This window comes from Streptomyces orinoci, from assembly GCF_003121295.1.
Lineage (GTDB): Bacteria > Actinomycetota > Actinomycetes > Streptomycetales > Streptomycetaceae > Streptomyces > Streptomyces orinoci.
The window spans coordinates 780983-801159 of record NZ_PHNC01000031.1; the positions used below are offsets into that span (position 1 = coordinate 780983).

22 protein-coding genes are annotated in these 20177 nt (G+C 70.4%); 7 read left to right on the top strand and 15 right to left on the bottom strand.

Annotation, left to right across the window (positions count from 1 at the left end):
• Window positions 1-103: 103 nt before the first annotated feature.
• A complete protein-coding gene (gene dtd, locus CV755_RS25875; RefSeq protein ID WP_193553478.1) occupies window positions 104-529 on the top strand; it encodes a D-aminoacyl-tRNA deacylase in 426 nt (141 codons plus the stop codon).
• A 267-nt stretch (window positions 530-796) separates the two neighbouring features.
• Here the strand turns inward: dtd and ygfZ are convergent, their stop codons facing one another.
• The 6 genes from ygfZ to CV755_RS25910 form a co-directional block, all read right to left on the bottom strand.
• Entirely contained in the window at window positions 797-1771 is a 975-nt protein-coding gene (ygfZ, locus tag CV755_RS25885) for a CAF17-like 4Fe-4S cluster assembly/insertion protein YgfZ (protein WP_109282669.1), read from the bottom strand.
• 9 nt (window positions 1772-1780) lie between these two features.
• Window positions 1781-2218, bottom strand: coding sequence for a Fur family transcriptional regulator (locus CV755_RS25890; protein ID WP_109282670.1), 438 nt, complete (start codon window positions 2216-2218; stop codon window positions 1781-1783).
• Window positions 2219-2227: 9 nt separating this feature from the next.
• A complete protein-coding gene (locus CV755_RS25895) occupies window positions 2228-3238 on the bottom strand; it encodes an ABC transporter substrate-binding protein (RefSeq protein WP_109282671.1) in 1011 nt (336 codons plus the stop codon).
• Window positions 3238-4023, bottom strand: coding sequence for an ABC transporter ATP-binding protein (locus CV755_RS25900; protein ID WP_109282672.1), 786 nt, complete (start codon window positions 4021-4023; stop codon window positions 3238-3240). Before CV755_RS25900 ends, CV755_RS25895 begins: the two co-directional genes overlap by 1 nt.
• The gene (locus CV755_RS25905; RefSeq protein WP_241561393.1) at window positions 4023-5081 is read right to left on the bottom strand and encodes a FecCD family ABC transporter permease; all 1059 of its coding nucleotides are present in this window, start codon (window positions 5079-5081) and stop codon (window positions 4023-4025) included. Before CV755_RS25905 ends, CV755_RS25900 begins: the two co-directional genes overlap by 1 nt.
• A 200-nt stretch (window positions 5082-5281) precedes the next feature.
• Entirely contained in the window at window positions 5282-5878 is a 597-nt protein-coding gene (locus CV755_RS25910) for a heme-binding beta-barrel domain-containing protein (RefSeq protein WP_109282674.1), read from the bottom strand.
• 264 nt (window positions 5879-6142) lie between these two features.
• Between CV755_RS25910 and CV755_RS25920 the strand changes: the two genes are divergently transcribed.
• Entirely contained in the window at window positions 6143-6508 is a 366-nt protein-coding gene (locus CV755_RS25920) for a DsrE family protein (protein ID WP_109282676.1), read from the top strand.
• Between the two features lie 4 nt (window positions 6509-6512).
• Here the strand turns inward: CV755_RS25920 and CV755_RS25925 are convergent, their stop codons facing one another.
• The 7 genes from CV755_RS25925 to CV755_RS25950 form a co-directional block, all read right to left on the bottom strand.
• On the bottom strand, window positions 6513-6764 hold the full coding sequence (locus CV755_RS25925) for a DUF3099 domain-containing protein (RefSeq protein ID WP_109282677.1): 252 nt from the start codon (window positions 6762-6764) through the stop codon (window positions 6513-6515).
• A 94-nt stretch (window positions 6765-6858) separates the two neighbouring features.
• Entirely contained in the window at window positions 6859-7149 is a 291-nt protein-coding gene (locus tag CV755_RS25930; RefSeq protein WP_109282678.1) for a DUF1416 domain-containing protein, read from the bottom strand.
• A 29-nt stretch (window positions 7150-7178) separates the two neighbouring features.
• Window positions 7179-8015 (bottom strand): sulfurtransferase, encoded by an 837-nt coding sequence (locus CV755_RS25935; protein WP_109282679.1) that lies wholly within the window; start codon window positions 8013-8015, stop codon window positions 7179-7181.
• Window positions 8016-8118: 103 nt separating this feature from the next.
• The gene (locus CV755_RS37245; protein ID WP_364852877.1) at window positions 8119-8199 is read right to left on the bottom strand and encodes a putative leader peptide; all 81 of its coding nucleotides are present in this window, start codon (window positions 8197-8199) and stop codon (window positions 8119-8121) included.
• A 247-nt stretch (window positions 8200-8446) separates the two neighbouring features.
• On the bottom strand, window positions 8447-9094 hold the full coding sequence (locus CV755_RS25940) for an LmeA family phospholipid-binding protein (protein WP_109282680.1): 648 nt from the start codon (window positions 9092-9094) through the stop codon (window positions 8447-8449).
• Window positions 9095-9173: 79 nt separating this feature from the next.
• Window positions 9174-11210: a hypothetical protein gene (locus CV755_RS36360; protein WP_422070591.1), complete on the bottom strand. Its 2037-nt coding sequence runs from the start codon at window positions 11208-11210 to the stop codon at window positions 9174-9176.
• Window positions 11211-11220: 10 nt separating this feature from the next.
• On the bottom strand, window positions 11221-11508 hold the full coding sequence (locus CV755_RS25950) for a MoaD/ThiS family protein (RefSeq protein WP_109282681.1): 288 nt from the start codon (window positions 11506-11508) through the stop codon (window positions 11221-11223).
• A gap of 112 nt (window positions 11509-11620) precedes the next feature.
• On the opposite strand from CV755_RS25950, the gene CV755_RS25955 reads away from it, so the two are divergent.
• Both CV755_RS25955 and CV755_RS25960 read left to right on the top strand, forming a co-directional pair.
• Window positions 11621-13354, top strand: a complete 1734-nt coding sequence (locus tag CV755_RS25955; RefSeq protein WP_109282682.1) for an ABC transporter ATP-binding protein — start codon at window positions 11621-11623, stop codon at window positions 13352-13354.
• Between the two features lie 53 nt (window positions 13355-13407).
• Window positions 13408-15306, top strand: coding sequence for an ABC transporter ATP-binding protein (locus CV755_RS25960; protein ID WP_193553507.1), 1899 nt, complete (start codon window positions 13408-13410; stop codon window positions 15304-15306).
• A gap of 373 nt (window positions 15307-15679) precedes the next feature.
• Here the strand turns inward: CV755_RS25960 and CV755_RS25965 are convergent, their stop codons facing one another.
• Entirely contained in the window at window positions 15680-16504 is an 825-nt protein-coding gene (locus tag CV755_RS25965) for a helix-turn-helix domain-containing protein (RefSeq protein ID WP_109282684.1), read from the bottom strand.
• A gap of 116 nt (window positions 16505-16620) precedes the next feature.
• On the opposite strand from CV755_RS25965, the gene CV755_RS25970 reads away from it, so the two are divergent.
• Window positions 16621-17034 (top strand): ATP-binding protein, encoded by a 414-nt coding sequence (locus CV755_RS25970; protein ID WP_109282685.1) that lies wholly within the window; start codon window positions 16621-16623, stop codon window positions 17032-17034.
• A gap of 10 nt (window positions 17035-17044) precedes the next feature.
• Here CV755_RS25970 and CV755_RS25975 read toward each other — a convergent pair whose 3' ends face one another.
• Complete coding sequence (locus CV755_RS25975; RefSeq protein ID WP_109282686.1) at window positions 17045-17899, bottom strand: alpha/beta hydrolase; 855 nt, start codon at window positions 17897-17899, stop codon at window positions 17045-17047.
• 227 nt (window positions 17900-18126) lie between these two features.
• Between CV755_RS25975 and CV755_RS25980 the strand changes: the two genes are divergently transcribed.
• Entirely contained in the window at window positions 18127-18954 is an 828-nt protein-coding gene (locus CV755_RS25980) for a response regulator transcription factor (RefSeq protein ID WP_109282687.1), read from the top strand.
• Between the two features lie 188 nt (window positions 18955-19142).
• Window positions 19143-20171: a LacI family DNA-binding transcriptional regulator gene (locus tag CV755_RS25985; RefSeq protein ID WP_109282688.1), complete on the top strand. Its 1029-nt coding sequence runs from the start codon at window positions 19143-19145 to the stop codon at window positions 20169-20171.
• The last annotated feature ends 6 nt before the right edge of the window (window positions 20172-20177 follow it).

Below are 20177 nucleotides of genomic sequence, written 5' to 3' on the forward strand. Positions count from 1 at the left end.
GCCGCGTGCGGCCGTCTGCACGCATCGTGCCACCGCCGGTGCACCGGGCGCAGGCCGTCGCCACCCGAACGGCCCCTTGGGGGAACCGGGCATCATGGTCGGCATGCGTGCTGTGGTGCAGAGGGTGGACGGGGCGAGCGTCGTCGTGGACGGCCGGACGGTCGGGGAGGTGCTGGGGGAGGGGCTGTGTGTGCTGGTCGGCGTCACTCACGAGGACACTCCCGCCAAGGCGGCCCAGCTGGCCCGCAAGCTGTGGTCGCTGCGGATTCTGTCGGAGGAGAAGTCCTGTTCGGACGTGGGGGCGCCGCTGCTGGTGATCTCCCAGTTCACGCTTTACGGGGACGCGCGCAAGGGCCGCCGCCCCACCTGGAACGCGGCCGCTCCCGGTCCGGTGGCGGAGCCGCTGGTCGATGAGGTGGTGGCCCAGCTGCGCGCACTGGGGGCGACGGTCGAGACGGGCGTTTTCGGCGCGCAGATGAGGGTCTCTTTGACGAACGACGGCCCCTTCACCGTCCTCCTGGAGGTCTGAGGGCGCCCCCTCCAGGGGCCGGGGTGCGCCCCGTCAGGGGCGCGGGGAACTGCGCGAGCAACCACCCACGGCCTGCGGCCGACCGGCAAGGGGCATCGGCAGACGCCGTATCGTCGCCGGGTGCGGCCCGGTGGCCGGTTGTGCCCACCCTCCCCCAGCTACCGCTGGGAGGTGCCCCCATCGCCCTGCGGAACGACTGCCCGCAACCGGTTAAGGAACCCCTGCCCGCACCAGCGGGGGTGCGCCCAGCAGGGGCGCGGGCAAGCGCTACGGCTCGACCACGACCTCCTGGGACGCCGCAGTCCCATCAGCCACCAGCGCCGCATCCACCGGAACATTCCGCTTGACCAGCGCCAGCGCGATCGGCCCAAGCTCGTAGTGCCGGGCGGCGGTGGTGATAAAGCCCAGCTGGCGGCCCTCCGGGCCGTCCGCCGCCAGCCGGACCGGGGTGCCATGCCCCGGCAGCCGGACCTCGCTGCCGTCCAGGTGCAGAAAGACCAGACGACGCGGCGGCTTCCCCAGATTGTGGACCCGGGCCACCGTCTCCTGGCCCCGGTAGCACCCCTTCTGCAGATGGACGGCCGTACCGATCCAGCCCAGCTCATGCGGAATGGTGCGGTGATCGGTCTCCAGGCCCAGCCGGGGCCGGTGCGCCTCCACCCGCAGCGCCTCATGGGCCAGCACCCCGGCCGCCGGGCCATGCCCGGCCGCGAACTCCTCCAGGCGCTCCCGCGGCAGGAAGAGATCGCGGCCGTACGCGGTCTCCCGTACCGCCACCCCCTCCGGCACCCCGGCGATGGACCCGGCAGGGAGATGCACCACCGCGAAGTCCCCGGTCCGGTCGGCCACCTCCACCCGGTAGAAGAACTTCATGCTCTCCAGATAGCCGAGCAGCGCCTCCTGGGTACCGGGCTCCACATGGGCCCAGGTGGTCTCGCCGTCGTCCACCAGATACAGCGCATGCTCGATATGGCCGTGCGGGGAGAGGATCAGCGCCTCGGTGGCCTGTCCGGGCGGCAGTTCGCTGACGTGCTGGGTGAGCAGCAGATGCAGCCAGCTCAGCCGGTCCGGCCCGGTGACGGTGACCACGCCCCGGTGGGAGAGGTCCACAAACCCGGAGCCGTCGGCGAGCGCCCGCTGTTCCCGGAACAGATCGCCGTAGTGGGCGGCCACGCCTTCGTCCGGGCCCTCGGCGGGGACGGCGCCGGGCAGCGACAACAGAGGGCTCTTCGATCGCAGCATGCGCCCAGCCTACGGCCCCTGCGGCGGCCGCTTCGCAGTGCAGGAAGCACACCGCCCGAAGATCGCGAAGTGCTTCATATCGGTGTCGAAGCCGAACTCCTCGCGCAGCCGCTCGGTGAAGGGCCCGGCCACCGAGAGGTCGGCCTCGATGACCTCGGTGCAGTCCCGGCAGACCAGATGGATGTGATGGTGCCGGTCGGCCAGATGGTAGGTCGGGGCGCCATGGCCGAGGTGGGCATGGCTGACCAGGCCGAGCTCCTCCAGCAGCTCCAGCGTCCGGTAGACGGTGGAGATATTGACGCCGCCCGCGGTCTTGCGGACCTCGGTCAGGATGTCGTCCGGCGTGGCGTGTTCCAGCCGGTCCACCGCCTCCAGCACAAGCTGGCGCTGGGGAGTCAGCCGGTAGCCGCGCTTGCGCAGGTCGCTCTGCCAGTCGGTGTCCACCACGCTCCCAGTTTAGGCGGGGCGCGCCTGCCGCAGATATCGCGCGAGATCGGCCACCGCCGCCGGGTTGCGGGGGCTCTCCACCAGGTCGGCGTAGTCCAGTACGAAGACGCGCTTGTCCCGGATGGCGGGCACATCCGCCAGCGGCGGATAGGAGAGCAGGAAGTCGCGCTTCTTCTCGGCGGACACATCCCCATAGTCGTTGATCACAATGACCTCGGGGCCGCGCCGGACCACCGTCTCCCAGCCCACCGTGGTCCAGGTGTCCTGGAGATCGCCCATCACATTCTCGCCACCGGCCTTGGTGATGATGTCCTGCGGCCCGGCGAAGCGGCCCGCGGTGACCGGCTGGTCCTGACCGCTGTCATAGAGGAAGACCTTTGGCCGCTTGCCCGCCGGAACGGTCGCCCGGGCGTCGGCCACCTGCTTGCGGAACCCGGCCACCAGGGCCCGCGCCCGGTCCTCCACATCGAAGATCTTCCCCAGGTTGGTGAGATCGGTGTAGAGCGCCTCCAGCGGCGGCATCACCCCGCGCCGGCCGCCGGGGCCGCTGTGGCAGGACTCGGTCAGTACATAGGAGCCGATGCCCAGCTTCCGCAGCCCCTCGGGGGTGAAGCCCTCGCCCTCGCCGAAGCCGTAGTTCCAGCCCGCGAAGACCAGATCGGCCTTGGCGTCCAGCACCATCTCCTTGTTGATCTGCTTCCGGGACAGCAACCTGACCTTGCGATAGCCGTCCTGCCAAGGCAGCTTGCCACGGCGGGACTTGTAGTCGGGCGCCACATAGCCCGCCATATGCTTCTCCAGCCCCAGCGCGAACATGATCTCGGCGATGCCGACATCATTGGTGACCACCCGTCGCGGGGCCCGGTCAAAGGTGGTGCGTACACCGCAGTTGTCCACGGTCACCGGATAGTGGCCCGCACCGGTGGACTCCGGCTCGGCACCGGTCACCCTGGCACCGCAGCCCGCCAGGGCAACGACCGTCAAGAACGCGAGAGTTGAGCGGGCAAGGCGGGCGGGCATCAGGCTTGGGCTCCTTCGCGGGGCAGACGGTCGAAGAGCAGCTGCGGGACGCCGGTCTCCGGGTGCGGTACGCGGTGTGCGCGCACCCCGAAGACCTCGGCCAGCAGCCCGGGGGTGAGGACGGCCGCGGGCGGTCCGGAGGCGGCCACCCGGCCCCCGGCGATCACATGGAGCACATCGCAGTGCGCCGAGGCCAGATTGAGATCGTGCAGCGCGGCCAGCACGGTCAGCCCCGACTCCCTCACCAGGGACAGGACTTCCAGCTGGTGGGCGATGTCCAGGTGATTGGTGGGCTCGTCCAGCACCAGCACCTTCGGCCGCTGGGCCAGGGCCCGGGCGATCAGCACCCGCTGCTTCTCGCCGCCGGAGAGGGTGCGGAAGCCCCGTCCGGCCAGATGCGTGGCGCCCACCCGGGCCAGGGCGGTGGCACAGGCCTCGCGGTCGGCCTCGGTGGTACGGGCGGTGGCCCGCTGGTGCGGCAGCCGCCCCATGGCCACCACCTCGGCCACCGTGAAGTCGAATTCACCGCCCGACTCCTGGGGCAGCGCCGCCAGCCGGCGGGCACTCTCCCTGGGATCCAGGCGGTGCGCGTCCGTCCCGTCCAGCAGTACCCGCCCGGCCGCCGGGCGCAGCGCCCGGTAGACACAGCGCAGCAGGGTGGACTTGCCGCTGCCATTGGGCCCGACCAGGCCGACGAACTGTCCGCTGCCGACGCGCAGTTGAATGTCCGTCAGCAGCCGGGTGCCCGCCGCCTCCACGGCCAGGTCCTCGATCTCCACCCGCATCAGGCGCCTCCGAGGACATGGCCGCGGCGGCGCAGCAGCACCACAAAGCAGGGCACCCCCAGCACCGCGGTGACCACCCCGACCGGGAGTTCCACGGGGGCCAGCAGCAGCCGGGAGACGATGTCCACCCACACCAGCAGCACCGCCCCCAGCAGCGGGGCCACCGCCAGTACCCGGCGGTGTTCGGCGCCGACCAGCATCCGGGCCAGGTGCGGGATCATCAGTCCGACAAAGCCGATGGCGCCGCTGACCGCCACCACCGCGCCGGTGACCAGGGCGGTCACCAGGAACAGCCGGCGGCGCAGCCGGTCCGGACCGGCGCCCAGCGCGATGGCCGTCTCATCGCCCATGGCCAGGGCGTTCAGGGAGCGGGCGGAGAACAGCAGAAACCCCAGCCCGGCCAGTACCGCGCCCGCGGCGAGGGGCAGGGAACGCCAGTTGGCCCCGCCCAGGCTGCCCAGCAGCCACATCATCGCCGAACGGGCCGCGTCACCCCGGTCCGCGCTGAAGATCATCAGGGTGGTGACGGCGGAGAAGCCATAGGACAGGGCGGTGCCGGTGAGCACCAGCCGCAGCGGGGACAGGCCCTGTGGAGTACGGGCCACCGCATAGACCAGCACCATGGCGGCCAGCGCCGAGGCGAAGGCGGCGCCGGACAGCGCCCAGAGGCCGAGGGAGCCGAGCACCCCGAAGAGCAGTACCGCGCTGGCGCCCACCGCTGCCCCGCCGGAGACGCCCAGGGTGAAGGGGTCGGCCAGGGCATTGCGTACCAGGGCCTGGACGGCCACCCCGACCGCCGCCAGTCCGGCGCCGACCACGGCGGCCAGCAGGGCGCGCGGCAGCCGCAGCTCCCAGACGATGGTGTAGGCGGAGACCTCGTCCGCCCGTATCTCGCCGCCGGTCAGCCCGGCGTGCAGATAGCGCAGCACCCGGCCCCAGCCCAGTCCGGAGGAGCCCAGGCCCACTCCGCACAGCAGCGAGCCGAGCAGGGCGGCGGCCAGTGCCACCACCAGAGGTGTCAGGGGCAGCCGTCGGGCAGGTGCGGGTAACGCGGTCACGCGGGGATACGCCCTTTCTCGCAGTCCTCGGCGAGGGGGGTGGGTGTGTGCTGCGCGCGCCGCGGGCGATCGGGCTTACGGACCGCCTTCTGGAAAAGGGGTCCGCCTACCGATGGGGGCGCCCCCGCGAGGTTGACGAGTGGGGGAGGGTCAGCGCCGGACTTCGACCGGACTTCCCCCGCGGGGCGCGCGATGAAGAGTTACTGCTCGGGGTTGTAGGGCGTCCCGTCCGGCCGGAAGAAGGACACGCCGTCCGGCAGGTCATCCGGCAGGTTGCGGGCCCACTGCTCCAGGTCCTCCGGGACCTTCTTCAGCTGCGCGGACATATACGGGCGCAGCGGCACCTCGGGGGTGGCCTTCTCGCCGACCCACATCAGGTCGCCCTTGACATAGCCGTACAGCCGCTTGCCGCCGGAGTAGGGGCCGGAGGCGGCGGTACGGGCGACCGCGTCGGTGGCCAGGTCGATCTGCGGCTTCTTGTCCGCCAGCTCGCCGTACCAGACCTCGGCCACGCCCTGGTCGCGGATCATCACGACCTCGATCTTGCGCTCGGCGTCGATCCGCCAGTAGCCGCTCTCGTTCTCCAGCGGGCGGACCTTGTTGCCCTCGGTGTCGAGCACCCAGCTCTGCGAGACATAGGTCAGGAAGTCCCGGCCGTCGTGGGAGAAGGTGACTTCCTGCCCGAAGTTGCACTTCTCGGCGCCGGGGAAGTCGGCCACGCCGGCTCCCTCCCACTTGCCGAGGAGGAAGACCAGGGGCACCAGGTCCCGGTGGAGGTCGCTAGGAATCTCGATCATGAGCTCAGACGATCTGTAGGGGGCTGCGGGGGTGGGAGGACGAGGCTCAGCGCTGGCCCTGGTAGAGCTTCTTCCAGGTCAGCCCGGCGAAGCCGAGAACGCCTACGGCAACCAGAACCAGCAGGGCGGTGAAGAAAGCCTCAAGCACGAGCGCGCTCCTCGGTCGGAGTGAGGGTGTTGTTTTACGGACCTCGGCCGAGTCTAGTCGCGCGCCTGGCGGGCGGCTCTGTGAGGTCGGTCCCGCGGCTGCCTAGAGTGTGCCGCATGAGGAAGAAGCTCGTGATCAAGGTGACGGCGGGCGCGGACGCCCCCGAGCGGTGCTCGCAGGCGTTCACGGTGGCGGCCGTGGCGGTGGCCAGCGGGATCGAGGTCTCGCTGTGGCTGACCGGGGAGTCCTCCTGGTTCGCCCTGCCGGGGCGGGCGGCGGAGTTCGAGCTGCCGCACGCGGCCCCGCTGCCGGAGCTGATCGACGGGATCCGGGCCGGTGGCGGCATGATCACGGTGTGCACCCAGTGTGCCGCGCGCCGTGATATCGAGGAGAAGGACCTGATCGAGGGGGCCCGGATCGCCGGTGCCCAGGTCTTCGTCGGCGAGGCCATGGCCGACGGCGTCCAGGCACTCGTGTACTGAACCGCTACTTCTTGCCGTCCAGCTCGTCCCACCACTCATCCGACTGCGGGTCGCCGGAGGGATCGTCCCACCAGCGGTCGTCCGGCCCCCGGCGGTTGGCCACTATGGCGGCCACCGGCGGGATCACCATCGCCAGCAGGCACATCCCGATGGCCGCCGGGACGGAGAACAGCCGCACCACTGCCCACGCCAGGACGAACAGTCCGATACAGGTGCCCATCATGGCGAAATAGACGTGCCTACGCCGTGCGTACACAACTCCACGGTACGACGGCGAGGAGGGCCGCGGCTCCCCCGTGGCGTCCAACCCCAGGGAGCGCGGCCCTCCGGCCGTGGTGCGGTGACGGCTGTCAGACGGCGATGGCCACCTCGGCCAGGTCGCCCTTGGCGGCCACCACCACCTTGCGGTCCGCGGTCGCGCCCGGCACCAGCGCCCGTACCGTCCAGGTGCCCTCGGCGGCATAGAAGCGGAACTGCCCGGTCGCGGAGGTGGGCACCTCGGCGGTGAACTCCCCGGTGCTGTCCAGCAGACGGACATAACCGGCCACCGGCTCGCCGTCGCGGGTCACCGAGCCCTGGATGGTGGTCTCACCGGCCTTGGCGCCGGAGGCGTCCGGACCGCCGGTCTTTGCTCCACACATATCGAGTCCTAACTCTCGGGTGGCGGGGGTCAGTTGGCGCCGAGCTCGATCGGCACGCCGACCAGCGAGCCGTACTCGGTCCAGGAGCCGTCGTAGTTGCGGACATTGGCCTGGCCCAGCAGCTCATGCAGCACAAACCAGGTGTGCGCGGAGCGCTCGCCGATGCGGCAGTAGGCGATGGTGTCCTTGCCCAGGTCCACGCCCGACTCCTGGTAGAGCGCGCGCAGTTCGTCGTCCGACTTGAAGGTGCCGTCGTCGTTGGCCGCCTTGGACCAGGGGATGTTGCGGGCGGTGGGCACATGCCCCGGCCGCTGGGACTGCTCCTGCGGCAGGTGCGCGGGCGCCAGCAGCTTGCCGCTGAACTCGTCGGGGGAGCGCACATCCACCAGGTTGAGGGTGCCGATGGCGGCCACCACGTCGTCGCGGAAGGCGCGGATGGAGGTGTCCTGCGGCTGCGCGCGGTACTCGGTACGAGGCCGCTGGGGCACCTCGGTGACCAGGTCGCGGGAGTCCAGCTCCCACTTCTTGCGGCCGCCGTCCAGCAGGCGGACATCGCGGTGGCCGTAGAGCTTGAAGTACCAATAGGCGTACGCGGCAAACCAGTTGTTGTTGCCGCCGTACAGCACGACGGTGTCGTCGTTGGCGATGCCCTTGGCGGACAGCAGCTCCTCGAAGCCGGCCTGGTCGATGAAGTCCCGGCGCACCGGGTCCTGAAGGTCGCGCTTCCAGTCGATGCGGACCGCGTTCTTGATGTGGTTCTTGTCGTAGGCCGAGGTGTCCTCATCGACCTCGACAATCACGGTGTGGGGGTCGTCGAGGTGGGCCTGGACCCAGTCGGCGTCCACCAGGACGTCACTGCGGCTCATGCTGTTCTCCTCCGGGGCAGTTGCGGAATGGGCGCCGGGAATGCGAATGCGGTGGAGCGCATGGGGACGGGCGGGCGTTCCCCGCCGGGAAAGGGGTCCCCTGTCAGAAGGGGCGACACAGCATGGCGGCCAGGCGGCACAGGTCTACTGCCCGCCGCTTGGTGAGATCCGCCTGTCGCTTCATGCGACCGATCGTAGGGAGGGGGGTGGAGGGGTGTCACCGTTGTGTCGCATGCTGAGACCAAACCGCCCGCGATGCGGGACGCCCCCCCGTAGGGGCGCGGGGAACTGCGCGAGCAACCACCCACGGCCCGCGGCCGAACGACAGCCCCCACAGCCCACGGCCACACCTCACGTGCGGACCGTCCGTGGCTGGTCGCGCCCGCGCGGCGGAGCCGCACGATGTTGCCGCCCCGCGCCCCCAGGGCGCGCTAGCTACCCGCCAGCCGGACGTCCGTACCACCCAGCGAGATATCCACACCCTTGTCCGTGGCAGTCACCTTCTCCAGCTGAATCCCCCGCGGCAGCCCCGTAATCCGCCGCTCCACATCCAGCTTGCCGCGCAGCACCGGCACCTGGGAGGCGTCCATCCGGATCGCGTTGCCGCCCGCCACCGTCAGCGTGGAGGTGGTGGAAAAGCCCATCACCCCCGCCTTGACCTTGCCATCACCCGCGTAGGAGACGCTGACAGCCGGGCCCAGCGCCCGGCCCAGGTCGTCGTAGTTGAGATGCGCGGTCCCACTGGCCCGCTCGGCCACCGCCGAGGAGAAGCTGCTATTGATCTTGACGCCGTGCAACTGCGCGTCGAAGGAGGAGACCCGGATCGCGTGCCCGTCCCCCGTGTTCGCCGTCACCCCGTCGTCCAGCGAGACATCGACCTCGTCCAGCTTGGAGTCGGCGAGCTGGGTCAGGAAGGGGAAGCCCTTGATCGACACATCCGGCGTGCCGGAGAGGTTCTGGCTGCTGCGTATCTTGTCGGCGGCCTTGTTCTCCGCGAAGTAGACCGCCGCGCGGTCCGCCGCCACAAACAGGCCGCCCAGGACCACGACGACGATCAACAAGGTGCGTATAGCGCGCATCGGATGACGTTCCCCCGGGTGTGGTTGGGCTGCTGCTGCCTTGCCGCGAGCCTAACGCGGTGCCCGTCCGTCCCGGGGGTCAGAGCAGTGTCCGGCCGATCACATAGACGGCCGGTGCGGCCAGTGCCAGCGGCAGTGCGACGCCCGCCGTCATATGGACAAAGCGGGAGGGGTAGTCGTAGCTGGCCACCCGCAGTCCCACCAGGGCGCAGACCCCGGCGGCCAGCCCCAGCAGCGCGGCCGAGGGACCGGTATGGGTCAGCTGACCGCCCATGATCCCGGCGCCCGCCGCCGCGATCAGCGCGATCACCGGGGAGACCAGCGAGGGCAGCGGCACCGCCCGGGCCAGCACGGTGACCGCCACCGCGAGCGCGCCGATCACCACCGCCTTGTGGTCCGCCGCCAGATGACCGGCGGCCAGTACGGTCAGCGCGGCCGATCCGGCGGCGCAGGTCAGCCCGTACAGCCGCTCGTCCGCCGAGGCATGGCTGCGCAGTTGCAGCACTACCACCAGCAGCAGCCAGCACCCGAGGGTGCCGATGAGCACGATCGGCGCCTGTCCGGCCTTGGTGGCCAGCAGGCCGGCGTCGGCGACCAGGCCGCCCAGGAAGGCCAGCGCGATGCCCTGCCGGGCGGGCCACATGCCGTTGAGCCGGAACCAGCCCGCCGCCGTCACCGCCTGCAACAGCACCACCGGCACCGCCAGCGCGGGCCGCGCCAGCGGGGCGGTGAGCGCCAGCAGCCCGGCGAGCACGGCGGTGATCACCGCCGGGCGGAACCCCGGCGGCAGGATCTGCGGCCGGCCCTCGGCCTTCGCCTTCTCCGCCGCGGTCATCGGCCGCTCGGGCGCGGACTCCGCCTCCGGGCGCCCCGTGACCGGCGCGGGCTCCGCCTGGAACGGAGCGGACTCCGGCAAGGGGGCGTGCGCATCCGCCGCGAGCGCGGGCTCATAACCCACCGCCTGTCCGGGCAACTGCACCGGACCTTCCGACCAAGCGCTGCCATAGGAATCGGCCCCGCCATGCGAGCGGGGTACTCCATGAACATCGGAACCGGGCCGCCCCTGGGCGCCGGACGGACCGTAGACGTCATAGTTGGCGGCGCCATGGGAGCCGGATGCCCCGAAGTCACCGGATGCCCCAGAGGCACCGAACCGGCCGTATGAGTCGGCCGCCCCATAGACATCGGATGCGCCGGCCTGGCCATGAAAGCCGGAGGTCGCGGATGCCCCAGCCCCGCCCTGAGTGCCGGACGCCCCAAAGCGAGCCTGTGCGCCGAAGCCATCGGAGGAACCGGATCCGCCGGAGAAGCCGGACCCGCCATAAGCGTCAGCCGAGCCGTACGCGCCCCGGGCGCCGTACGAACCGCCGCCGCCCTGCGAGCCGTACGAGCCCTCGCCGCCCTGCGAGCCGAACGAGCTCCCGGCCCCCTGCGAACCGCTCACGCCGCGCATGTCCTGCGAACCGTACGAGGCCCCGGCGCCTTGCGAGCCACCAGCGCCCTGCGAGCCGTTCACGCCGCGCATGTCCTGCGAACCGTACGGGCTCCATGCGTCCTGCGAGCCGTTGGAGCCCCCCGCGCCGTGCGAGTCGTACGAACCCTCCGCGCCCTGCGAGCCGTTCGAGCCCCGCGCCCCCTGCGAGCCGTAGGAGCTCCCGACGCCCTGCGCACCGAACGAGCCCTCCGCGCCCTGCGAACCGTAGGAGCCCCCCGCACCCTGCGAACCCCCGGCCCCCTCCGGGCCGTACGAAGTGCCCGCGCCCTGCGGACCGTAAGCGTCATCGGGCAGCCCCGCACCGGCCGGCGGCCGGGGGCGCTGCCAGGTGTGGGTGTCCCAGGTGGTGGTCTGCCACGTCTGGGTGGACGGCTCGTCCACGGGCGGATAGCCGTGCAGCTCGCCGGGCGCCGGCCAGGAGGGCTGGGCCGGCCGGCCGGGCTGCCGGTGGCCGTCCTCACCCGGATACGCCCGCGGCTCGCGATCCGGCTCGCGATCCCGCTCCCGCTCGCGATCCCGATCCCGATCCCGATCCCGCGGCGCATAAGGGTCGTACCCGGCGGCCGCATCCGCGTCATAGGGGTCACGCGGCTGGTACGGATTGCCGTAGTGGTCGCTCATGGTGCCGGGATCACCCTCCTGCGAAGGGCGGGAGCACCTCGACCGTGCCGCCCTCGGTCAGCTGGACCGTCGTGTGCTCGCGGGCGCCGACCGGGTCGCCGTCCACGAGGAAGGAACAAAGGGACAGCACCCTGCTGAACTCCGGCCGACGCGCGTGCCGTCGGCGGGCCGCGTCCAGCGCCTGGGCCAAGGTGGCGGCCGCGTACGGCTCTTCGGCCGTGCCGGCGGCGGCCTTGGCCGCGGCCCAGTACCGGATGGTGCCCGCCGGTACCGGCCCTGCCGTGTGTGCGGTCGTCACGGCTGCCCCTTTCACTGAGTGCTGCCTCCATGATGACGGGTGGCGGAGCGCCCCAAACCCCCAGCCGGAAAACCAGACCCCTCTTCGCCCGGTGCTCGCATAGGCTTCTGGTGTGTTGGTACGACTTCTTCGGGCCTATCTGCGGCCCTACACCCGGCCGATCGCGCTGATCGTGCTCCTTCAGCTCGTACAGACCCTCGCCACGCTCTACCTGCCCACCCTCAACGCGGACATCATCGACAAGGGGGTGGTCAAGGGAGACACCGGCTACATCCTGACCACCGGCGGCATCATGCTCGCCGTCACCCTGGCTCAGATCGTGTGCTCCGTGGGCGCCGTCTACTTCGGCGCCCGGACGGCGATGGCGGTCGGGCGTGATCTGCGTGGTGCGGTCTTCGACCGGGTGCAGTCCTTCTCGGCCCGTGAGATGGGTCACTTCGGTGCCCCGTCCCTCATCACCCGGACCACCAATGACGTCCAACAGGTCCAGCTGCTGGCCCTGATGACCTTCACGCTGATGGTCTCGGCGCCGATCATGTGCATCGGCGGTCTGCTGATGGCCCTCAACCAGGATGTTCCGCTGTCCGCCCTGCTGCTGGCCATCGTCCCGGCGCTGGGCATCGTGGTCTCGCTGATCGTCTCGCGGATGCGGCCGGTGTTCCGCGGCGTCCAGGAGCGGATCGACACCGTCAACCGGGTGCTGCGCGAACAGATCACCGGTATCCGGGTGATCCGCGCCTTTGTCCGCGACACCCATGAGCGGGAACGGTTCCAGTCGGCCAACACCGAGCTGATGGATGTCTCGCTGCGGGCCGGCCGGCTGATGTCGCTGATGTTCCCCTCGGTGATGCTGATCGTGAACCTGTCCTCGGTGGCCGTCCTCTACTTCGGCGGACACCGCATCGACAGCGGCCATATGCAGGTCGGCGCGCTGACCGCCTTCCTCAGCTATCTGATGCAGATCCTGATGGCGATCATGATGGCCACCTTTATGTTCATGATGGTGCCGCGTGCCGAGGTCTGCGCCGAGCGCATCCAGGAGGTGCTCACCACCGAATCCAGTGTGGTGCCGCCGCTCGCCCCGGTCACCGAACTGCGCGGACGCGGCCAACTGGAGCTGCGGGGCGTGGAGTTCCGCTACCCCGGTGCCGAGGAGCCGGTGCTCAAGGATGTCTCGCTGCTGGCCCGCCCCGGCGAGATCACCGCCGTGATCGGCTCCACCGGCAGCGGCAAGTCCACCCTGCTGGGCCTGGTGCCCCGCCTGTTCGACGCCACCGCCGGTGAGGTGCTGGTCGATGGCGCGGACGTCCGCGATCTCGACCCGGTGCTGCTCTCCGATGCCGTGGGACTGGTCCCGCAGAAGCCCTATCTCTTCTCCGGCACCGTCGCCTCCAACCTGCGCTACGGCAAACCGGACGCCACCGACGAGGAGTTGTGGCACGCCCTGGAGATCGCCCAGGCCCGGGACTTTGTCGAGGCCATGGAGGACGGTCTCAACTCGCCCATATCCCAGGGCGGTTCCAATGTCTCCGGCGGGCAGCGGCAGCGCCTGGCCATCGCGCGTGCCCTGGTCCGCAAGCCGGAGATCTACCTCTTCGACGACTCCTTCTCCGCGCTGGACTACGCCACCGACGCCCGGCTGCGGGCCGCCCTGGCCCGGGAGACCGAGGACGCCACCGTGCTGATCGTCGCCCAGCGCGTCTCCACCATCCGCGACGCCGACCGGATCGTGGTTCTGGACGAGGGCCGGGTCGTCGGCACCGGCACCCACCACGAGCTGATGGCCTCCAATGAGACCTACCGGGAGATCGTGCTCTCCCAGCTCACCGAGGAGGAAGCAGCGTGAGCAGCGCACCAGCGCGCCGGGGCCCGGCGCCGGCGACGGGCATAGCCCGCCATATGGGCGGCCAGCCCACCGAGAAGTCCATGGACTTCAAGGGCTCCAGCCGCAGGCTGCTGGCCCAGCTCCGCCCGGAGAAGGCCCGGATCCTCACCGCGCTCGGCCTCGGTGTGGGCAGTGTGGCCCTGGCCGTCGCCGGTCCCAAGGTGCTCGGCCAGGCCACCGACCTGATCTTCGCCGGGGTGATCGGCCGGCAGATGCCCGCGGGCGAGACCAAGGCCGAGGCCGTCGCGCAGATGCGGGAGTCCGGCCATGGCAAGGTCGCCGATGTGATCTCGGGCGTGGACTTCACCCCCGGCCATGGCATCGACTTCGGCGCCGTGGGCACGGTGCTGCTCTGGGTCGCCCTGATCTACCTCTGCTCCTCCCTCTTCTCCTTCATCCAGGCCCGGATCGCCACCAACGCCATCCAGCGGGTGGTCTTCCGGCTGCGTCAGCAGGTGGAGGAGAAGCTGGGCCGGCTGCCGCTGAGCTACTTCGACAAGCAGCAGCGCGGCGAGGTGCTCTCCCGGGCCACCAATGACATCGACAACATCGCCCAGACCCTCCAGCAGACGCTGAGCCAGATCGTCACCTCGCTGCTGACCATCGTCGGCGTGCTGGCCGTGATGTTCTGGATCTCCTGGCTGCTGGCCCTGGTGGCGCTGGTGACCGTGCCGGTCTCGGTGGTGGTCGCCACCGCCGTCGGCAAGCGCGCCCAGCCGCAGTTCGTCGCCCAGTGGAAGTCCACCGGCAAACTCAACGCGCATATCGAGGAGATGTACACCGGGCACTCGCTGGTGAAGGTCTTCGGCCGCCAGCGCGAGTCCGCAGAAACCTTCCGCAAGGAGAACGAGGAGCTCTACGCGGCCGGTTTCAAGGCCCAGTTCATCTCCGGGGCGATCCAGCCGGCGATGATGTTCATCGGCAACCTCAACTATGTCCTGGTCGCCGTGGTCGGCGGCCTGCGCGTAGCCAGCGGCTCCCTCTCCATCGGCGATGTCCAGGCGTTCATCCAGTACTCCCGCCAGTTCAGCCAGCCGCTGACCCAGGTGGCCTCGATGGCCAACCTGGTCCAGTCCGGTGTCGCCTCCGCCGAGCGGGTCTTTGAACTCCTCGACGCCGAGGAGCAGTCCCCGGACGCCGCCGACGCCCCGCGCCCCGCGCACGTACACGGTGAGGTCTCCTTCGAAAAGGTCTCCTTCCGCTACGAGCCCGACAAGCCGCTGATCGAGGACCTGTCGCTGTCCGTCCGCCCCGGCCAGACGGTCGCCATCGTCGGCCCGACCGGCGCGGGCAAGACCACCCTGGTCAACCTGCTGATGCGGTTCTACGAGGTGAGCGGCGGCCGGATCACGCTGGACGGGGTGGACATCGCCCGGATGTCCCGCGAGGAACTCCGCTCGCATATCGGCATGGTCCTCCAGGACACCTGGCTGTTCGGCGGCACCATCGCCGAGAACATCGCCTATGGCTCCCAGGACGCCTCCATGGACAAGATCGTGGCGGCGGCCAAGGCGACCCATGTGGACCGTTTTGTACGCACCCTCCCCGACGGCTACGACACCGTGATCGACGAGGAGGGCTCCAATGTCAGCGTCGGCGAGAAGCAGCTGATCACCATCGCCCGGGCCTTCCTCGCCGAGCCGGAGATCCTGGTCCTGGACGAGGCGACGAGTTCCGTTGACACCCGCACCGAGGTCCTGATCCAGCAGGCCATGGCCGAACTCCGCACCGGCCGCACGAGTTTCGTCATCGCGCACCGCCTCTCCACGATCCGCGACGCGGATGTGATCCTGGTGATGGAATCCGGCCGCATCGTGGAACAGGGCAACCACGACTCCCTGTTGGCGGCGGGTGGTGCGTATGCGCGGCTCTACCAGGCGCAGTTCGCAGAGGCGGTGGCGGAGGAGGCGTAGGTCTCTTTCGCGGTGCTGGGTGCGCCGTCTCGGCTTCGCGCCGGGTGGGCCGGGTTGCTTGCCGGTCCGCCCGGCGTTCGCCGTTTGGACGCCGGGGCCGCCGTTCTGCCATTCGTCGGTGTTGCGCGCCAGTGATGCGTTCCGGGGCGGGAAACCTTTGTGAAATCGGCTGGTGGGGCAAAGGTTTTCCACCACGGTTGAACGGTGCACGATTGACCGTGCATCGCCGGGTGCGGTTGCGGCGGTGAGTGGCCCCATGTGCTGGGCTGCGTGTTGTGTGCGGGCTGTGTGCGGCTGGTCGCGCAGTTCCCCGCGCCCCTGAAGGGGCGCACCAGTGGTCGGCCTAGAGCCATCAGGCAGGCCCTAGCGTGCGCTACCTCTCTCTTAAGAGGCGCTCCAACAGACAAACGGTCTCCCTGCCGTTGAGCGATTGGGATCGAAGCATTCCGTGCTTCTGCTCCAGGATGCTGACCTCGGCCGGATCGGTAATGATCTCCCTGGTGCGCTGGGCGCTTACGTACGCGAGGTGCTGGTGTGCGGGAGTCTCCAGCAGCAGGAACGGGCCGCTGAGCCCGGCGTGATTGTCGCAACTCAGCTCAAGGACCTGGATGGAGACTCCGGGGAGATCGGCGCAGTCACGCAGGTGACGGATCTGTTCCCGCATGACTCTGCGCCCTCCCAGAGAGCTCAGCAGAACGGACTCGGCGATGACAAAGCTGGTCGTGGGCGGCTTCTTGCGGTGCAGCAGGGCCTGCCGCTCCATACGGGTGGCGACTCGTCGTTCGATCTCGTCCTCACTGAGCGCCGGGACCGCGGTGCGGAAGACTGCACGAGCGTATGCCTCGGTTTGGAGCAGCCCAGGGACGACTCCCTTTTCATACGAGGACATAACGATCGCCTCGCGCTCGTAAGCGAAGAACTCTTCCGGGGTCGGGGCGAAGTTGGCCCCCCTCGGCAGGTTTTGGAGCACGACCCCCAACACCCCGCCCGTACCCAGCACACGATCGATCCGCTCCGCCATATCCGGCAGCAGAGCGCGTCGCCCCTGCTCGATCGACGCGACCGTCTCCTCGCTGGCGCACAGCTTGTCCGCCAGCGCGCGCTGAGTGAATTTCGCGTTCGTCCGCAGCAGCGCCAGCAGCGCGCCCGCGAGCTGCGCCGAAGACTGCGGCTTCCTGCCGTCCGTCCGTGTCCGCACCGGTGATCAACCCCGCTCGTACCCGAGCCGTACCTTGGGCTTACCCAGCCCGTACGCCCCATCCGTACGGACCCCGCCCCTGGTCCACCGTAGTTGCGCGCTGCGACCCTTGCCGTATGAACGACCCGACGCAACTCCCCCTGTTCGGAAAGCGGTTCGGGCGCCGTAGCTCCAAAGCCGTACCGCTCGCAAGGGAGTTTGCGCACCGTACCCTCGCCGTATGGCAGGTACGCCGCGCCGATGACGTACTCCTCTGCGTCAGCGAGCTGGCCACCAACGCCCTGCGGCACGGCGTCCCGCCAGGACGGGAGTTCCTGCTGCACCTGTGGCTGCTGGAAGACCGCACCCTGCGTGTTGAGGTGCACGACAGCGGCCCCGGCTTTCCGCGGGTGCTTGCCCCGGCCGTTGGCGAGCAGGAGTCCGGGCGCGGCCTGGTGCTGGTGGACGCGCTGGCCGACAAGTGGGGCGTGGGTGAACGCGACCCCGGCAAGGTGGTGTGGTGCGAGTTCGCCGACGCGGTGGCGTGGTGAGCGCGTCAGCTCAATAGGGCTTCCGGCCGCAGAGCGGGCCGTGGGCCGGGCCCGCCCCGGTGGCCCACTCGGCGATGCGGCGCAGCAGCCGCTCGGGGGCGGCGTTCTCCGCGTGGCCGAAGCCGGACTCGATCCAGAGCTCGGAGGAGTCGGGATCAGCGGCGGCCGCGAGGCTGCGCGGGTGGTCCAGGGGGAAGTAGGGGTCCTGGTCGCCGTGGACGATGAGGAGGGGCCGCGGGGCGATCAAGGGCACCGCGTCGATGGGGGGCAGCGGCACCGGGTCCCATTCGCGGGAGTGGACCCGGGTGCGCAGGGCCGCGCGGGCCACCAGGCGGCCCAGGGGCCGGGTCACCGCCCAGTGGACGCGCCGCATGGGGGCCGTACCCCGGTAGAACCAGCGCGCGGGGGCGGAGACCGAGACCACCTTGTCGGCATGGGCGGCGGTGCCGGGGGAGTAGAGGGCGCCATGGCGGAGGGCCACCGAGCCGCCCATGGAGAAGCCGACCGTCACCACCCGGTGATGACCCAGCGCGCGGGCCCATTCCACGGCGGCGGCCAGGTCCAGGACTTCGCGGTCGCCGACCGTGGAGCGTCCGGCCGAGCGGCCGTGCCCCCGGAAGGAGAAGGTGACCACGGGCGCATAGCGGGCGAAGACCGCCGCCGTGCGGCGCAGCGCGGGGCGGTCCAGGGAACCGGTGAAGCCATGGGCGAGCACAATGGCAGGGTGGCGCGATGCGGCGGGACCGGGCTCGTAGGCCGCTTCCAGGCGGACTCCGTCGGCCGTCAAGAGGGCGGTGCGACGACCACCCGAAGTGACCGACGAAACACAAGACCGTGCAAAGTCCCCCGGGCCGGGAAATGTCATGTGGGTTATTCTGCTGGGCAGGAAGGATCCGGGCAGAGTCGCCCCCGGGTCCTTTTGTGCATTCGGACGTGTGGTGGTGGACCGCGCGTACGGGCGCACGCGTGCTTCCGGGCGCGCACCCGAACACTCCCCCAGGCCCCGCCTGGGTGGTACCCCCGTCGCAGGGACCGAGGAGGAACCGACGTCATGGGTGATGGAAGCGCGCACGATCGCGGTGGTGACCGCCGATGAGTTCGCTGTTGCTGCTGACCAATGCTCTCCAGCCGTCCGCGGAGGTGCTGCCCGCGCTGGGACTGCTGCTGCACAGCGTCCGGGTGGCGCCGGCCGAGGGTCCGGCCCTGGTGGATGTGCCCGGGGCCGACGTCATACTGATCGACGGCCGTAGGGATCTGCCCCATGTGCGCAGTCTGTGCCAGCTGCTGAGGTCCACCGGGCCCGGGTGTCCGCTGCTGCTGGTGGTGACGGAGGGCGGGTTGGCCGCGGTCACCGCCGACTGGGGTGTGGACGACGTCCTGCTGGACACCGCCGGCCCGGCCGAGGTGGAGGCCCGGCTGCGGCTGGCGATGGGGCGGCAGCAGATCGCCACCGACGACAGCCCGATGGAGATCCGCACCGGTGATCTGTCGGTGGACGAGGCCACCTACAGCGCCAAGCTCAAAGGGCGGGTGCTGGACCTGACCTTCAAGGAGTTCGAGCTGCTGAAGTATCTGGCGCAGCATCCGGGGCGGGTGTTCACCCGGGCCCAGCTGCTCCAGGAGGTATGGGGCTACGACTACTTCGGCGGTACCCGGACGGTGGACGTCCATGTCCGGCGGCTGCGGGCGAAGCTGGGGCCGGAGCATGAGTCCCTGATCGGGACGGTACGGAACGTCGGTTACCGGTTTGTGCTGCCGGAGAAGCCGGAGAAGTCGGCCGGTGGGGCCGGTGGGGCCGGCGGGGAGCAGAAGCAGCAGCGGCAGGACAAGCCGGGGAAGCCGGGGGAGTCCGGGGAAGCGGATCCGGCCGGGGCCGGCGAACGGCCGGGAGCCAAGGCGTCGCGTCCGGCCAGGCGGTAGGCGCGGCGGTGGGCCGCGGGCGGGACGGACAACGGCGGTGACCGGTGCCGTGACCGATGCCGCGACCGGCGTCGCAACCGGCGTCCTGACCGAAGCCGCAACCACCTCGTGACCGGCGCCGTAACCGATGCCGTTCCGTGAGAAAACGGCCGGTCTGACCGCACGTGGACCCGCGTAGACTGCCCGCCGTGGCCAAGGTGACGCGGGACGATGTGGCGAGGCTGGCGGGGACATCCACCGCGGTGGTCAGCTATGTCATCAACAACGGACCGCGCCCGGTGGCGCCGGCGACGCGGGAGCGGGTGCTCGCCGCGATCAAGGAGCTGGGCTACCGGCCGGACCGGGTGGCCCAGGCCATGGCTTCCCGGCGGACGGACCTGATAGGTCTGATCGTCCCGGACGCCCGGCAGCCGTTCTTCGCGGAGATGGCTCATGCCGTGGAGCAAGCCGCGGCCGAGCGCGGGAAAATGGTGCTGGTCGGCAACTCCGACTACCTCGATGAGCGCGAAGTCCACTATCTGCGGGCCTTCTTGGGCATGCGGGTGTCCGGGCTGATCCTGATCAGCCAGGGGCCCAGTGAGCACGCGGCGCTGGAAATCGACGCCTGGGACGCCCGGGTGGTGCTGATGCACCGGAGGCCCGATGCCATTGACGATGTCGCGGTGGTGACCGATGACATCGGGGGTGCCCAGCTGGCGACCCGGCATCTGCTGGAGCATGGCCACCCCTATGTCGCCTGCCTGGGCGGCACCGAGCGGACGCCGGTCATCGGCGACCCGGTCACCGACCATGTCGAGGGCTGGCGGCGGGCCATGCGGGAGGCGGGCAAGTCGCTGGACGGGCGGCTGTTCGCCGCTCCGTACGACCGGTACGGGGCGTACCGGGTGGCGCTGGACCTGCTGGCCGGGCCGGACCGCCCGCCGGCGCTGATCTGCGCCACCGACGACCAGGCGATCGGCGTGCTGCGGGCCGCCCGCGAGCTGCGTATCGATGTGCCGGGCGAGCTGGCGGTGGCCGGCTTCGACGACGTCAAGGAGGCGGCGCTCACCGATCCGCCGCTGACCACGGTCTCCTCGGACCGCAAGGCGATGGCCCGCTCGGCGGTGGACCTGGTGCTGGACGACGGGCTGCGGTTCACCGGGACGCGGCGCGAGCGGCTGAAGCAGTTCCCCTCCGCCCTGGTGATCCGCCGTTCCTGCGGCTGTGGGAGCCCGTAGGGGGCG

Excerpts from the sequence above, each read along its gene's own strand:
- dtd (WP_193553478.1), top strand. The coding sequence starts at position 104 with ATGCGTGCTGTGGTGCAGAGGGTGGACGGGGCGAGCGTCGTCGTGGAC.
- ygfZ (WP_109282669.1), bottom strand. The coding sequence starts at position 1,771 with ATGCTGCGATCGAAGAGCCCTCTGTTGTCGCTGCCCGGCGCCGTCCCC.
- CV755_RS25895 (WP_109282671.1), bottom strand. The coding sequence starts at position 3,238 with ATGCCCGCCCGCCTTGCCCGCTCAACTCTCGCGTTCTTGACGGTCGTT.
- CV755_RS25900 (WP_109282672.1), bottom strand. The coding sequence starts at position 4,023 with ATGCGGGTGGAGATCGAGGACCTGGCCGTGGAGGCGGCGGGCACCCGG.
- CV755_RS25910 (WP_109282674.1), bottom strand. The coding sequence starts at position 5,878 with ATGATCGAGATTCCTAGCGACCTCCACCGGGACCTGGTGCCCCTGGTC.
- CV755_RS25920 (WP_109282676.1), top strand. The coding sequence starts at position 6,143 with ATGAGGAAGAAGCTCGTGATCAAGGTGACGGCGGGCGCGGACGCCCCC.
- CV755_RS25930 (WP_109282678.1), bottom strand. The coding sequence starts at position 7,149 with ATGTGTGGAGCAAAGACCGGCGGTCCGGACGCCTCCGGCGCCAAGGCC.
- CV755_RS25935 (WP_109282679.1), bottom strand. The coding sequence starts at position 8,015 with ATGAGCCGCAGTGACGTCCTGGTGGACGCCGACTGGGTCCAGGCCCAC.
- CV755_RS37245 (WP_364852877.1), bottom strand. The coding sequence starts at position 8,199 with ATGAAGCGACAGGCGGATCTCACCAAGCGGCGGGCAGTAGACCTGTGC.
- CV755_RS25940 (WP_109282680.1), bottom strand. The coding sequence starts at position 9,094 with ATGCGCGCTATACGCACCTTGTTGATCGTCGTCGTGGTCCTGGGCGGC.
- CV755_RS36360 (WP_422070591.1), bottom strand. The coding sequence starts at position 11,210 with ATGAGCGACCACTACGGCAATCCGTACCAGCCGCGTGACCCCTATGAC.
- CV755_RS25960 (WP_193553507.1), top strand. The coding sequence starts at position 13,408 with ATGGGCGGCCAGCCCACCGAGAAGTCCATGGACTTCAAGGGCTCCAGC.
- CV755_RS25970 (WP_109282685.1), top strand. The coding sequence starts at position 16,621 with ATGAACGACCCGACGCAACTCCCCCTGTTCGGAAAGCGGTTCGGGCGC.
- CV755_RS25975 (WP_109282686.1), bottom strand. The coding sequence starts at position 17,899 with ATGACATTTCCCGGCCCGGGGGACTTTGCACGGTCTTGTGTTTCGTCG.
- CV755_RS25980 (WP_109282687.1), top strand. The coding sequence starts at position 18,127 with ATGAGTTCGCTGTTGCTGCTGACCAATGCTCTCCAGCCGTCCGCGGAG.